12 protein-coding genes are annotated in these 14,846 nt (G+C 65.6%); 10 read left to right on the top strand and 2 right to left on the bottom strand.

Features of this window, described 5'->3' with window-relative positions; translation table 11 throughout:
- Positions 1–190 precede the first annotated feature (190 nt).
- The 10 genes from CVS48_RS09310 (at position 191) to CVS48_RS09265 (ending at position 11,639) form a co-directional block, all read left to right on the top strand.
- Entirely contained in the window at positions 191–1,132 is a 942-nt protein-coding gene (locus CVS48_RS09310; RefSeq protein WP_050445589.1) for a branched-chain amino acid ABC transporter permease, read from the top strand.
- Positions 1,129–2,397 (top strand): branched-chain amino acid ABC transporter permease, encoded by a 1,269-nt coding sequence (locus CVS48_RS09305; protein ID WP_100854193.1) that lies wholly within the window; start codon positions 1,129–1,131, stop codon positions 2,395–2,397. Before CVS48_RS09310 ends, CVS48_RS09305 begins: the two co-directional genes overlap by 4 nt.
- On the top strand, positions 2,394–3,146 hold the full coding sequence (locus CVS48_RS09300) for an ABC transporter ATP-binding protein (protein ID WP_100854192.1): 753 nt from the start codon (positions 2,394–2,396) through the stop codon (positions 3,144–3,146). The genes CVS48_RS09305 and CVS48_RS09300 overlap by 4 nt, the downstream gene beginning before the upstream one ends.
- Entirely contained in the window at positions 3,143–3,910 is a 768-nt protein-coding gene (locus CVS48_RS09295) for an ABC transporter ATP-binding protein (RefSeq protein ID WP_100854191.1), read from the top strand. The genes CVS48_RS09300 and CVS48_RS09295 overlap by 4 nt, the downstream gene beginning before the upstream one ends.
- Positions 3,911–3,947: 37 nt before the next feature.
- A complete protein-coding gene (locus CVS48_RS09290) occupies positions 3,948–4,736 on the top strand; it encodes an SDR family NAD(P)-dependent oxidoreductase (RefSeq protein WP_100854190.1) in 789 nt (262 codons plus the stop codon).
- 36 nt (positions 4,737–4,772) lie between these two features.
- The gene (locus CVS48_RS09285; protein WP_100854189.1) at positions 4,773–6,956 is read left to right on the top strand and encodes an alpha-ketoacid dehydrogenase subunit alpha/beta; all 2,184 of its coding nucleotides are present in this window, start codon (positions 4,773–4,775) and stop codon (positions 6,954–6,956) included.
- Positions 6,953–7,441 (top strand): VOC family protein, encoded by a 489-nt coding sequence (locus CVS48_RS09280; RefSeq protein ID WP_100854188.1) that lies wholly within the window; start codon positions 6,953–6,955, stop codon positions 7,439–7,441. Before CVS48_RS09285 ends, CVS48_RS09280 begins: the two co-directional genes overlap by 4 nt.
- 10 nt (positions 7,442–7,451) lie before the next feature.
- The gene (locus tag CVS48_RS09275; protein ID WP_100854187.1) at positions 7,452–8,792 is read left to right on the top strand and encodes a pyruvate dehydrogenase complex dihydrolipoamide acetyltransferase; all 1,341 of its coding nucleotides are present in this window, start codon (positions 7,452–7,454) and stop codon (positions 8,790–8,792) included.
- Between the two features lie 130 nt (positions 8,793–8,922).
- Positions 8,923–10,392, top strand: a complete 1,470-nt coding sequence (gene lpdA / locus CVS48_RS09270; protein ID WP_100854186.1) for a dihydrolipoyl dehydrogenase — start codon at positions 8,923–8,925, stop codon at positions 10,390–10,392.
- 113 nt (positions 10,393–10,505) lie between these two features.
- A complete protein-coding gene (locus CVS48_RS09265; protein ID WP_100853309.1) occupies positions 10,506–11,639 on the top strand; it encodes an IS481 family transposase in 1,134 nt (377 codons plus the stop codon).
- Positions 11,640–11,834: 195 nt separating this feature from the next.
- Here CVS48_RS09265 and CVS48_RS09260 read toward each other — a convergent pair whose 3' ends face one another.
- The gene (locus CVS48_RS09260; protein WP_100854185.1) at positions 11,835–12,716 is read right to left on the bottom strand and encodes a LysR family transcriptional regulator; all 882 of its coding nucleotides are present in this window, start codon (positions 12,714–12,716) and stop codon (positions 11,835–11,837) included.
- 190 nt (positions 12,717–12,906) lie between these two features.
- A complete protein-coding gene (gene ilvD, locus CVS48_RS09255; protein ID WP_100854184.1) occupies positions 12,907–14,775 on the bottom strand; it encodes a dihydroxy-acid dehydratase in 1,869 nt (622 codons plus the stop codon).
- Between the last annotated feature and the right edge of the window lie 71 nt (positions 14,776–14,846).

Raw genomic sequence — 14,846 nt, 5'->3', positions numbered from 1 at the left:
TGCGCGGCGTGGCCTTCGCGCGCTTCACCCATCCTACGTAGGATGGGTGAAGCGCGCACCGATCACGCCGCGAACCCATATGTCGAACGCGCGCAACCCATCACCACACCACCAAAAAAACATGCTCCCCCGGCGCGGGCCGGCTCGCAACACGCCCCCGCCGTCTTGACGCAAGAATGATGGATCAGACATGGAATACTTTACCGTCTCGCTGTTGAACGGCGTGATCTACGGCCTGCTGCTATTCATGGTGTCGGCGGGCCTGACGCTGATTTTCGGGATGATGGGCGTGCTGAACTTCGCGCACGCCTCGTTCTACATGATCGGCGCCTACGCCGCGTATACGCTTTCGCCCGTCACCGGCTTCTGGACGGCGCTGGTGCTGGCCACCCTGATCGCGGGCGTGCTGGGCATGGGCGTGGAACGCTTTTTCCTGCGCCGCGTCCACAAGTTCGGCCATGCGCAGGAACTACTCGTCACCTTCGGGCTGGCCTTCATCGTGGCCGAGCTCATCAAGCTGTTCTACGGTGACTTCCCCGTTGACTACCGCGTTCCCCAATTCCTGAACTTCGCGGCCTTTCGCGTGTTCGATGCGGACTACCCCTTCTACCGCCTCTTGATGGGCGGCGTGTCGCTGGCGATGTTCGCCGTCATCTACCTGCTGCTGTCGCGCACCCGCGTGGGCATCGTCGTGCGCTCGGCCATCTACCGGCCGCGCATGGCCGAAGCGCTGGGCCACAACGTGCCGCTCGTCTTCATGAGCGTGTTCGGCGTGGGCGCGGCCATGGCCGGCCTTGCCGGCGCGGTGGCGGGCGCGTTCTACACCACCAACCCCAACATGGCGCTTGAACTGGGCGTGCTGGTGTTCGTGGTGGTCGTCGTGGGCGGGCTCGGCTCGCTGGAAGGCGCCATGATCGCCTCGTTGCTGATCGGCCTGATCAGTTCGTTCTCGGTCGGTATCGACGCCAGCCTGGCCTCGCTCTTCGGCCTGTTCGGCGCGGGCGAATGGGCCGAAAGCGTGGGCGGCCTGATGACCGTGAAGGTGTCCAGCCTGGCGGCCACCCTGCCCTTCCTGCTGATGCTGGTGGTGCTGCTGGTCAAGCCGTCGGGCCTGAAGGGAGAGCAAGCATGAGCCACACCCGTCTTGCCTCCGGCGCCTTGCTGCTGGCCCTGTGCGTGGCCGCGCTGTGCGCCTTGCCCTGGCTGCTGCCCCCGGGCCAGTTGGTGGCCGCCGTGCAGATGCTGATTGCCGCGCTTTTCGCCTGCGCCTTCAATCTGCTGGCCGGCCAGGGCGGCATGCTGTCCTTCGGCCATGCCGCGTACTTCGGCGTGGGCACCTTCGCCACCATCCACGCCATGAACGCCCTGGGCGGCGCGGGCCTGTTGCCCACGCCCTTGATGCCGCTGGTGGGCGGCGTGGCCGGGCTGTTGTTCGGGCTGGTCGCCGGCTGGTTCGCCACCATGCGTTCGGGCGTGTACTTTTCGATGATCACGCTGGCGCTGGCTGAACTGCTGCACGCGCTGGCGCCGCACCTGAAAGGCGTGTTCGGCGGCGAAGCCGGCGTATCCGCCATGCGCATGCCGGCCTGGGGCTTTACCTTTGGTTCCGACATCGAGGTGTACTTCCTGGTGCTGGCCTGGGTGCTGATTTCGCTTGCCGCGCTATACGGCCTGACCCGCACGCCGCTGGGCCGCTTGACGCTGGGCCTGCGCGAAAACGCCAACCGCCTGCGCTACCTGGGCTACCGCCCGCACACGCTCAAGACCATGGTGTTTGCCTTGTCGGCCATGTTCGCCGGCATCGCGGGCGGCTTGCAGGCCTTGAATATCGAAGCCGGCAACTACGTGCTGTTTGAGGTCAAGCTGTCCACCGACGCCGTGCTGTTCGCTTACATCGGCGGCGTAAATGCGTTTCTAGGTCCCGTACTGGGCGCCGCCGTGCTGACGTTCCTGTCGCAGACGCTGGCCGACATCACGCGCTCGTGGCTGCTGTACCAAGGCGTTCTGTTTGTGCTGGTGATGTTGTTCGTGCCCGACGGCCTGGTGGGCCTGGTGCAGCGCGCCGCCAAGTCGCTGCGTGAACGCGGCCTGGCCAACTGGCTGCCGCGCGCGCTGGTGTCGGTGGCGGGCGGCCTGCTGTTGACTGCCGCCACCGTGTTCTCGGTGGAACTGCTGCAACGCATGTTCGCGCGCGACTACCGTTCGCTGCTGGCCATGAACCCCGACGCCGGCTGGCCCGCCATTACGCTGTTCGGCCAGGATTGGGCGCCGCTGGCCTGGTCGACCTGGCTGGTCCCTGTAGCGCTGTTTGCCTTGGGGCTTGCAGCCTGCCGCTGGGCGCTGGCCCTGTGGCGCAACGACGGCAACGCCGCCCCTGTGCTGGAGCCCGCAAAATGAGCCACGAGATCCTGACCCTGACCGATGTGCGCAAGTCCTTTGGCCAAGCGGAGATCATCCGGGGCGTAAACCTGACGATCGAAGCCGGTGAACGCCATGCGGTCATCGGCCCCAACGGCGCGGGCAAGTCCACGCTGTTCCACCTGATGTCAGGCTCGTTCGCGCCCACCTCGGGCAACATCAGCCTGCGCTCGCGATCCATCGGCGGCCTGGCGCCCGAAGCCATCAACCGGCTGGGGCTGGCGCGTTCGTTCCAGATCACCAATGTGTTCCCGCGCCTGTCCGTGCGTGAAAACCTGCGCCTGGCCGTGCAGCGCATGCACGGGCTGGTCTACAACTTCTGGCGCCCCATCGCGCGCAACCGCGCGGTGAACGAAGACGTGGACCGTCTGCTGGAAAAGGTGCGGCTGACGCCCAAGCAACACACCGCCGCGGGCGACCTGAACTACTCCGAACAGCGCTCGCTGGAAATCGGCATGACGCTAGCCTCGCGCCCCAAGGTCATCCTGCTGGATGAACCCATGGCCGGCATGTCGCAGCACGAAGTCGATTACACGGTGGAACTCATCAAGGACGTTACGCGCGACTGCACCTTGCTGATCGTCGAGCACGACATGCAAGTGGTGTTTTCCTTGGCCGATCGCATCAGCGTGCTGGTGTACGGCGAGATCCTGGCCACCGGCACGCCCGCCGCCATCCGTGGCGACGCTCGCGTGCGCGAAGCCTACCTGGGAGAGGAAACGGTATGACCATTTACCCAACTGCGCACCCCGCCACGCACCAAAGCCCGCACCCAACCCCTTCATCGCCCCTGCTCAGCCTGCAAGGCGTGCATGCGCACTACGGCAAGAGCCATATCCTGCATGGCATCGACCTGTCCATCGGGCGCGGCGAAGTCGTCAGCCTGCTGGGCCGCAACGGCGCGGGCCGCTCCACCACCCTGAAGAGCATCATGGGTTTGGTGGACGTGACCGGCGGACGCATCGCCATTGAAGGGCGCGACATCACCAACAAGCGCCCCTTTGAAATCGCGCGCGCCGGGCTGGGCTTTGTGCCGGAAGAACGCGAGGTCTTCGCCAACCTGACCGTGGACGAAAACCTGCGCATGGGCGAACAAGCCAAGCGCGACGACGCGCCGCACTGGACCGCCGCGCAGATGTTCGACTACTTCCCGCGCCTGAAGGAACGCAGCAACACCCGCGCGGGCAACCTGTCGGGCGGCGAACAGCAGATGCTGACCATGTGCCGTTCGCTGCTGGGCAACCCCAAGGTCATGCTGATCGACGAACCCACCGAAGGGCTGGCGCCGAAGATCGTGGAAGTCATCGCCGACGTGATCCGCGATATCCACAAGCGCGGCGTGTCGGTCGTGCTGGTGGAACAGAAGCTGACGATTGCGCTGAAAGTGTCGACGCGCGTCAGCGTCATGGGCCATGGCCGCATCGTGTTTGAAGGACCGCCCGCGCAGTTGCATGAGCGCCAGGACGTCGTCCAGGAATGGCTGGCGGTCTGACCGCCGCCCGCACGCAAATCCTTTACAGGCAACTATCTTGGACCACACCACAGAAGTCATCCACAGCGAGCTGCGTGGCCAGCGCGTCGTCATTACCGGCGGCGCCAAGGGCATCGGCTTTTCCACCGCGCAGGCCTTTGTGCGCCAAGGCGCGCGCGTGGCCTTGCTGGACATGGACGCCACCGCGCTGGACGCCGCCGTGGCGGACTTGAAAACGGCGGGCGGCGACGCCATGGCCGTGCAGGCATCCGTGACCGACGCCGACGCGGTCGAGCGCGCGTTCGCCCAGGTCGAACAGGCCTGGGGCGGCATCGACGTATTGATCAACAACGCCGGCATCTCGGCCAACAAGCCCACGCTGGAAGTCACCGTGGATGAATGGCGCCGCGCCGTGGACATCAACCTGACGGGCGTATTTCTTTGCGCGCAGGCGGCGGGCCGCCGCATGGTGCCGGCCGGCTCGGGCAGCATCATCAACCTGGCCTCGATGTACGGCGTGGTGGCCGCGCCCGACCGCGCCGCCTACTGCGCCACCAAGGGCGCCGTCGTGCTCTTGACCGAAACACTGGCGGTGGAATGGGGCCCGATGGGGGTGCGCGTGAATGCGCTGGCGCCCGGCTACGTTGAAACCGACCTGGTGCGCGACCTGGCGGCGCGCGGCCGTCTTGACCCCGAACGCCTGAAACAGCGCACGCCCCTGCGGCGCATGGCGCAGCCGGCCGAAATGGCCGACCTGGCGGTTTTCCTGGCATCGCGCCAGGCCGCCTACATCACCGGACACACCCTGGTGGCCGATGGCGGCTGGAGCCGCTACAGCTACCTTTAATCGCACTGACGCTAAAAACATTCTGGAGACACACTCATGGCCACCTACCAACCGCTTGAGTCCCAAGCGCCCTGGCGGCAACTGACGGTTGACACCGGCGACTGGCAGCAGGCGGACCCCGCCCTGCTCGGCACCATGCTCACCCAGTTGCACTGGATACGCGCTTTTGAAGAAGCCGTGCTGGACCTGGCCGCCGAAGGCCTGGTGCACGGCCCCGCGCACTCGTCCGTGGGCCAGGAAGGCGGCGCGGTCGGTTCCGTGCTGGCCCTGAGCGCGGGCGACCAGATCAACGGCTCGCATCGCGGGCACCACCAGTTTCTGGCCAAGGCGTTGCAACACGTGGCCCCGCTGGGCCTGGACCCGCGCAACCCGCTCACGCCCGCCATTGATGAAGTCCTGCAAAAGACGCTGGCCGAGATCATGGGCCTGGCGCAAGGCTATTGCCGGGGCCGTGGGGGCAGCATGCACCTGCGCTGGCTGGAAGCGGGCGCGCTGGGCACCAACGCCATCGTGGGCGGCGGCGTGCCGCTGGCGGCGGGCGCGGGCTGGGCGCACAAGCACGCGGGCACCGACCGCGTGGCCGTCACCTACTTCGGCGACGGCGCGGTGAACATCGGGTCCGTGCTGGAAACGATGAACCTGACCGCCGCGTGGAAGACGCCGCTGTGCTTCTTCATCGAGAACAACCGCTACGCCGTGTCCACCACGGTGGAAGAGTCCACCGCCGAACCGCGCCTTTCCGCGCGTGGCCTGGCCTTCAACATTCCATCGTGGAAAGTCGACGGCATGGACCCGCTGGCCGTGCATCTGGCCATGTCGGAGGCCGTGGCGCACATGCGCGCGGGCAACGGCCCGACCATCGTGGAAGTGGACGTCTACCGCTTCTTCCACCAGAACGGCCCATTTCCCGGCAGCGCCTTTGGCTACCGCACCAAGGACGAAGAAGCGCAATGGCGCCGCCGCGATCCGCTGGACAAGATCGCCACCGAAATGATCGGCCGCCAACTGATCACGCAAGCGGAAGTGGACGCGCTGCGCCAACGCTGCAAGGACGTCATGAAAGACGTATGCAGCCGCCTGACCGAAGCGGCTGACGGCGGCAAGCGCCGCGTGCGCGCCGACCTCTGGCCACGCCCGGACTTCCGCGACGTGGGCCTGCGCAGTGATGGGGCCGAACTGGCCGGCCTGCGCTACCAGGACGCCGACGACTACACGGGCGCCAAGGTCGAACGCAAGTTCGTCGATGCCGTGGCCGACGTGCTGGACCGCCGCATGGAAACCGACCCCGGCGTCATCGTGCTGGGCGAAGACGTGCACCGCTTGAAGGGCGGCACCAACGGCGCCACGCGCGGCCTGAAGGACAAGTATCCCGACCGCGTGCTGGGCACCCCGATTTCCGAGAACGCCTTCGCCGGCTTGGGCGGCGGCCTGGCAATGGACGGGCGCTATAAGCCCATCGTTGAATTCATGTACCCCGACTTCATGTGGGTGGCGGCCGACCAGATCTTCAACCAGATCGGCAAGGCCCGCCACATGTTCGGCGGCGACATCGACGTGCCCTTCGTGCTGCGCACCAAGGTCGCGATGGGCACGGGCTATGGCTCGCAGCATTCGATGGACCCGGCCGGCATCTTCGCCACCGCGCCGGGCTGGCGCATCGTGGCGCCCTCCACGCCTTATGACTACGTGGGGCTGATGAACACCGCGCTGGCCTCCAAGGATCCGGTGCTGGTCATCGAACACGTGGACTTGTATGCGTCGTCGGGCGACGTGGCCGACGGCGACCTGGACTACGCCATTCCGTTTGGCCGCGCCCGCGTGCGCCGCGAAGGCGGCAAGGTCACCATCCTGACGTACCTGTCGATGGTCAGCCGCGCGCTCAAGGCGGCCGAGGAAGCAGGCGTGGACGCCGAAGTGATCGACCTGCGCACGCTGGACCGCGCCAGCCTCGATTGGGACACCATCGGCGCCAGCATCCAGAAGACCAACAACGTGCTGATCGTGGAGCAGGGCGCGCGCGGCACGTCCTACGGCGCGATGCTGTCCGACGAAATCCAGCGGCGCTACTTTGATTGGCTGGACCAGCCGATCAAGCGCGTCACCGGCGGCGAAGCCTCGCCCAGCATCTCGAAGGTGCTGGAACGCGCGGCGTTCGCCGACACCGAGGAAGTGCTGGCGGGCCTGGCCGACGTGCTGGCCGATCTGGGAGAACAGGCATGAGCGCACTGCACATGACCGTGCCGATGGAAGTCGGCATCTGCTGCCAGGACCTGGACGCGTTGCTGGCGTTCTACACGGACGTCGTCGGCCTGACGCTGGTGAACCGCGTGAGCGTGCCTGCCGACAAGGCGCGCGCCACCGGCCTGACCGCGCATGGCTACGACGTGGCGCGCTTGCAGACGCCTTACGGCGAACGCATCAAGCTGCTGCAACCCAGCGTGGCGCCTGACGCCGCCGTGCGCGGCGCGGCCATCCTGGACCGCCAGGGCGCCACCTATCTGACCTTCATCGTGCGTGACCTGGCCGGCGTGGTGCGCGGGCTGCAAGCGCGCGGCGTGGTGTTCGACAGCGCGCCCGCGCCGATGGAAGTGCGCCCCGGCACCTGGCTGGCGTTCTTCCGCGACCCCGAAGGCAACGTGCTGGAACTGGTCGAATACGACGATCCCGCCGCCTACCGGCCCGACCTGGCCGCCGCCGCAACCTAGGACGAACATCGTGGCTCACCTTATCAAGCTCCCTTCAATTGCCGCCGATACGTCGGACGGCAACCTGCATCAGTGGCTCAAGAAAGAAGGCGACCCGGTTGCCGTCGGCGACGCGCTGGCGGAAATCGAAACCGAAAAGGCCATTGTCGAAATCAACGCTGAACACGCGGGCGTGCTGGGCCGCATCGTGATCCCGGCCGGCGCGACGTCGGTGCCGATCAATACGGTGATTGGTGTGTTGTTGGCCGACGGCGATGATGAATCGGCGATCGATCGCTTGTTGGAGGAACATGGCGGGGCGGCGGCGGGATCGCCGGGCAGCACGGCACCCAGAGTTGCGGCGCCGGCTGCCGCAGCGCCGGCTGCCGCAGCGTCAGCTGCTGTCGGATCGCCAGGCGCAATGTCGCCCACTTCTGGATCGCCGGCCGCGCCCGCCCTGTCCGCGTCTGGCATTGCCCCTGCCTCCAACACTCCCGTCCCCGGCGGACGCCTGTTCGCCAGTCCCTTGGCACGCCGGCTGGCCGCGCAGTGGCATGTGAACTTGCTGGGCGTGACAGGCACCGGCCCGCATGGCCGCATCGTGCGCCGCGACGTCGAAGCCGCGCGCGACCGTGCGCCCGATGCATCCGGTTTGGCCACTACCACCGCCCTCGCCTCATCAAACCGCCCGGCCGCCCGCCGCGTGCCGCACACCGGCATGCGCCGCGCCATCGCCCGCCGCCTGACGGAAAGCAAGCAGAACGTGCCGCATTTCTACCTGTCGGTGGACTGCAAGATGGACGCGCTGCTGGCGCTGCGGTCGCAAGCCAATCACGGCGGCGCGGTGAAGCTGTCGGTCAACGACTTCATCGTGCGCGCCGCCGCGCTGGCGCTGCGCGAAGTGCCTGAAGTGAACGTCAGTTGGCATGACGACGCCATCGAATACCACGCGGGCGCCGACATCTCGGTCGCCGTCGCCACTGACGGCGGCCTGGTCACGCCCATCGTGCGTGATGCCGACGTGAAGCCGCTGTCCGCCATCGCCGCCGAAATCGTCGAGCTGGCCGGCCGCGCCAAGATCAACCGCTTGAAGCCCGAGGAATTCACGGGCGGCTCGCTGACTGTCAGCAACCTGGGCATGTACGGCATCACCCAGTTCGCCGCCATCATCAACCCGCCGCAGGCCGCCATCCTGGCCGTGGGCGCGGCCGAACGCCGCCCCGTGGTGGGCGAGAACGGTGAGCTGGTGGCGGCCACCGTCATGACGGTGACCCTGTCCGCCGACCACCGCGCGGTGGACGGCGCCGTCGGCGCACGCTGGCTGGCGGCCTTTCGCACGCTGATCGAAAACCCCGTACGGATTCTGCTGTGAGGCTTGTGATGACGAAGACCGATGCGGATGCTTCTGTGAGGCCCACGATGACGAAGAACGATGCGGATGCTGCTGTGAGGCCCACGATGACGAAGACTGACGCGGATTTTCTGCTGTGAGGCCCGCCGCAATGACGAAGACCGAGTTTGACCTGATCGTCGTGGGCGGCGGCCCCGGTGGCTACGTGGCCGCCATCCGCGCCGCGCAGTTGGGCATGTCGGTGGCGCTGGTGGAACGCGCGGAGCTCGGCGGCATCTGCCTGAACTGGGGCTGCATCCCCACCAAGGCGTTGCTGCACAGCGCGACGGTGCTGCGCGCCTGCCAGGAAGCCTCGCACTACGGCGTGACAGGCTCAAGCGAAGCGCGCGCCGACCTGGCCGCCATGGTGGCGCGGTCACGCAAGGTGGCGGGCCGGCTAGGCCAGGGCGTTGCGCACTTGGTGAAGAAGAACGGCGTGACGGTGTTTGCCGCCACGGCCACGTTGGCGGGCGCGGGCAAGCTGTCGCTCGATAACGGCGCCACGCCGGCGGGCAAACAATCGATCGACGACAGCACGACGCTGGCGAGCAAACGGTCTATCAACGACGGCACCACGCTGACGGCCAAGCACATCATTCTGGCGACCGGCGCACGCGCCCGCGAACTGCCCGCGTTACCGGTTGGCGAACGCATCTGGGCCTATCGCCAGGCCTTGATGCCGGACCGCATCCCAAAGTCCTTGCTGGTGGTGGGTGCAGGTGCCATCGGCGCCGAGTTCGCCAGCTTCTACCGTGCTATCGGGTCTGAAGTCACGCTGATCGACATGACGCCCGAAATCCTGCCGCAAGAAGACGCGGAGATCTCGCAGTTGGCACGCAAGGCGTTTGAAAAGCAAGGCATCCGCGTCATGACGCAATGCGCCGTCACGGCGTCTGCGTTGACCGACACGGGCGTCAAGGTCACGCTGGAACAGCAAGGCAAGAAGACAGACCTTGAGGTAGACCGCGTCATCGTCGCGGCCGGCATCGTCGGCAATGTCGAAAACCTGGGGCTGGAGAAAACACGCGTAAAGGTCGAGAAAACCCACATCGTCACCGATGGTTTTTGCCGCACCGCCGAGCCCGGCGTCTACGCCATCGGCGACGTGGCCGGCGCACCCTGGCTTGCCCACAAGGCCAGCCACGAAGGCGTGCTGTGCGTGGAAGCCATCGCCGGCAACATCGTGCACGCCATCGACCCCTTGCGCATTCCCGCCTGCACCTATTCGTACCCACAAGTGGCCAGCATCGGCATGACGGAAGCCCGCGCGCGCGATCACGCAAAGGCGCACGGCAGCGAGATCCGCGTCGGCAAATTCAGCTTCGCGGGCAACGGCAAGGCCATCGCCATGGGCGAAGACCAAGGCCTGGTGAAGACCGTGTTCGACGCAAAATCAGGAGAATTGCTGGGCGCGCACATCATTCACCCGGAAGCGTCCGAGTTGATCACGGGGTACGGCGTGGCAGCCTCATTGGAAGCGACCGAGGAAGATCTGATGCACACCGTCTTCGCGCATCCGACCTTGTCGGAAACGCTGCATGAATCGGTGTTAAGCGCCTTTGGGCGGGCGTTGCATGGGTAACGCTGCATGATGGGTTACGCGCGATTGTATGGCCCGGGGACATGGGTAACGGGTGTTCGGGGACATAGGTAACACTTCTAGCATCACGGTATGGTCGTTTTTAGGAGCGAGCGATGCCGTGGAAGGAGTCAAGCCTTATGTCCTGCCGAATGGAGTTCGTTCAGCTTGCCCTGCAACCGGGCAGCAATGTGCGGGAGCTTTGCCGGCGTTTCGATATCAGCGCCAAGACCGCATACAAGTGGTTGGGCCGCTACGAGCAGAACGGCCAGGCTGGGTTGCAAGATCTGTCTCGCAGGCCAGGCAATAGTCCTGGGCGCACGTGTGAGCAAATCGAAGCGCAGGTGATCGACCTGCACAAGCGTTACCCGTACTGGGGGCCTCGCAAGTTGCGGGCGCTGCTTGGGCCGACTACGGCGCCCGCGCCCAGTACCATCTCGGCAATTTTGCGACGACATGGCTATCGGGTCCAAGGCGAGGACTCGAACGCCGGGCTGGCGAACCAGCGCTTTGAGCATGAGGCGCCAAACCTGTTGTGGCAGATGGACTTCAAGGGGCACTTTGCCCTGACCGACGCGCGTCAGGGACGGTGCCATCCGCTGACGCTATTGGACGATCACTCACGCTACGCCCTGTGCATCCAGGCTTGTGGCGATGAGCGCAGCAAAACCGTGCAGCAGCACCTGAAGGCCGTATTTCGCCGTTACGGATTGCCCGAACGGATCACCGCGGACAACGGCCCATCCTGGGCATCGGTGCGCGGCCTGGGGCTGACAGGCCTGGAGGTTTGGCTCATGCGGCTGGGTGTGCGTATCAGCCACAGTCGCCCTCGCCACCCGCAAACCCAAGGCAAGCTAGAACGCCTGCATCGAACGCTCAAGCGCGAGTTGATCCAGGCCCGGGGGTTTAGCAGTCTGCTGGACTGCCAGCAAGCCATGGATCAGTGGCGTGAACAGTACAACCACGTCCGGCCCCACCAGGCGTTGGGGCAGATGCCGCCCCTGTCGAGATATAGACCTAGCCCTCGTCGCTATCCTGCCTCGTTGCCTCCGATCGAATACGAGCCGGGCGATCGAGTGCTCAAGGTCAGGACCAAAGGGCAGATCATTGTGAACGGACGCGTCGTCTTCGTCGGAGAGGGAATGGCGGGTCTGCCTGTCGCGGTCAGACCCTCCTCGCAAGACGGCGTGCTTGATGTCGTCTTCCTGTACAAAATTGTTCAACAGATCGACCTCAGAGCACGCCAATAGGATAAAAACCTATGTGTTACCCATGTCCCCGAACATGTGTCACCCATGTCCCCGGTCCATACACGCGATCACCATTAGCCCATTGGTGACGCGCCACGCGCGCTTCACCCATCCTACAAATGACCGGTCCACGTAGGATGGGTGAAGCGCGACATCACCGTCAAAAGCACGCGAACATCTATCGCGCGCAACCCATCACACCCGCCCCGCAAAAAAATCCAAAAAACACGCAATCCGCCGCGACAGCTGCGTGTTGCGGTGGTACACCGCGTGCATCGGCTGCAGCTGATCGCTGTACACCCCTTCCATCACCTTCACCAAGCGTCCCGCCGCAATATCCTCACGCACCACAAAGTCGGACAAACACGCGATGCCCACGCCGCGCAACGCCAACTGCCGCTGCGTCTCGCCGCTTGACGTCGCCAAGGTCGGCGTCGCCTGATAACTTGACCCGCCCGCGTGCTTCAGCGGCCACAGGTTCAGGCTTTCAGGCTGTGTGAAGCCCAGCACCTCATGCTTGGCCAGGTCCTCCACCGTTTCCGGCGCCCCATGCCGGGCGATGTAGTCAGGGCTGGCCATCATCCAACGCGGCGACGGCCGCAGAACGCGCGCGTGCAGCGTGGAATCCGTCAGCGGACCCATGCGGATCGCGATATCTGTACGGTGCTCTATCAAATCCACGATGCGGTCGTTGCTGGTCAGCTCCAGCGAAATCTCGGGATACTCGCGCCGGAATTCCCCCACGTGCGGCACCACGCAATGCAGCATCACCGGCACCGACGCGTCCACCCGCAAGCGTCCCGCCGGCCGCTGATGCACCATGCGCATGCACTCTTCGGCTTCTTCCAAGGACGCCACGATCTGCCGCGCCTTGGGCAGGAAATGCGCGCCCTCTTCCGTCAGCTCCATACGCCTTGTGGTGCGGTTCAGCAGCATCACGCCAAGATCCTCTTCCAGCCGCGACAGCGCGCGGCTGACACCTGATGCGGTCTGGCCCAGGAGTTCGGCGGCGGCGCTAAGCGACCCGGCATCCACCACCCCCAGGAACACGCGCAATGCGTCGGAATTCAAAGCCATATGAAGCGTCCTTGCGCTTGAAAAACAGCCTATCTGCTGTACAGGGAATTTACAGCTTTAATGCAGTACCCCGTAGCAGTACCCCGTAGCAATACCCCGCAGCGGCATCCCGCATCAACGCTGACGCCGCACCAGCCCAAAAAAAACGGCGCCCCAAAAGGGCGCCGCTTCCTGCATCAACCAAGCCCGATCAACGCTTGGCTTTCTGCTTCAACTGCGACAGATCACGCACCGCGCCGCGATCGGCAGACGTGGCCAACGCCGCATAAGCCTGCAAGGCTTGCGACACGACACGTTCGCGCCCGACGGGCTCCCAGCCATCGACGCGCGCATCCATCGCGGCGCGGCGGCGAGCCAGTTCTTCGTCGGACACGGCCAGGTGCATCTTGCGGTTCGGGATGTCGATCTCGATGACGTCACCCTCTTCCACCAGGCCGATCGTGCCGCCCTCGGCCGCTTCCGGCGAGGCGTGGCCGATCACCAGGCCCGACGAGCCGCCCGAAAAGCGGCCATCGGTGAAGAGCGCGCAGGTCTTGCCCAGGCCCTTGGACTTCAGGTACGACGTGGGATACAGCATTTCCTGCATGCCCGGGCCGCCCTTGGGGCCTTCGTAGCGGATCACGACCACGTCGCCCGCCACGATCTTGTCGCCCAGGATGCCTTCAACGGCGTCGTCCTGGCTTTCGAAGACGCGGGCGCGGCCCGTGAAGACCCATTGCGATTCGTCCACGCCGGCCGTCTTGACGATGCAGCCCTTCTCGGCCAGGTTGCCGTACAGCACGGCCAGGCCGCCGTCCTTGGAATAAGCGCTTTCCTTGCTGCGGATGCAGCCCGTCTTGCGGTCCGTGTCCAGCGTCAGGAACGTGGCGTCCTGGCTGAAGGCGACCGTGGTCGGGATGCCGCCGGGGGCCGCGCGATAGAACTTCTGCGCTTCTTCGCTTGCGTCGCCGGCCACGTCCCACTGCTGGATGGCGTTGCCCAGCGTGCCGCTGTGCACGTTGCCGCAAGACAGGTCCAGGAGATCGGCGCGCGCCAGTTCACCCAGGATGCCCAGGATGCCGCCCGCGCGGTGCACGTCTTCAATGTGGTACTTGTCGGTGGCGGGCGCCGCCTTGCACAGGCAGGGCACCTTGCGCGAAATGCGGTCGATGTCGGCCATGGTGAAGTCCACGCCGGCTTCCTGCGCCGCGGCCAGCAAGTGCAGCACGGTATTGGTGGAGCCGCCCATGGCCACGTCCAGCGCCATCGCGTTCTGGAACGCGCTCTTGGTGGCGATGTTGCGCGGCAGGACCGATTCGTCTTCTTCCACGTAGTAGCGGCGGCACAGGTCCACGACCAGGCGGCCGGCTTGCTCGAACAAGCCCTTGCGCCATGCGTGCGTGGCCACGATGGTGCCGTTGCCCGGCAGCGCCAGGCCGATGGCTTCGGTCAGGCAGTTCATCGAGTTGGCGGTGAACATGCCGGAACAGGAGCCGCACGTCGGGCAGGCGCTGCGTTCCACTTCGGCGACTTCGGCGTCCGACACCTTCGGGTCGGCGGCCTTGATCATGGCGTCGATCAGGTCGATCTTGGCGATGACTTTGCCATCAGTGGGCGACTTGACCTTGCCGGCTTCCATCGGGCCGCCGGACACGAACACGACCGGAATGTTCAGGCGCATGGCGGCCATCAGCATGCCCGGGGTGATCTTGTCGCAGTTCGAAATGCAGACCATGGCGTCGGCGCAATGCGCGTTGACCATGTATTCGACCGAGTCGGCGATGAGTTCGCGCGACGGCAGCGAATACAGCATGCCGCCGTGGCCCATGGCGATGCCGTCATCGACGGCGATCGTGTTGAATTCCTTGGCGACGCCGCCGGCGGCTTCGATTTCCTTGGCGACCAAGGCGCCCAGGTCGCGCAGGTGTACGTGGCCCGGCACGAACTGCGTGAAGGAGTTCACCACCGCGATAATCGGCTTGCCGAAATCACCGTCCTTCATGCCAGTGGCGCGCCACAGGGCGCGGGCGCCGGCCATGTTGCGGCCGTGGGTCGATGTGCGGGAACGGTAATGCGGCATGATTTGTCTCGAGTGCTGTTAGCGTGGGCGGCAAAACGCTAAATAATACGCTGGATCGGGGCGGGGCTGCC

The sequence above is a fragment of the Achromobacter spanius genome, from assembly GCF_002812705.1.
Lineage (GTDB): Bacteria > Pseudomonadota > Gammaproteobacteria > Burkholderiales > Burkholderiaceae_B > Achromobacter > Achromobacter spanius.
The sequence above is the reverse complement of the archived record's forward strand: the minus strand, read 5'-3'. Positions and strand labels throughout refer to the sequence as shown.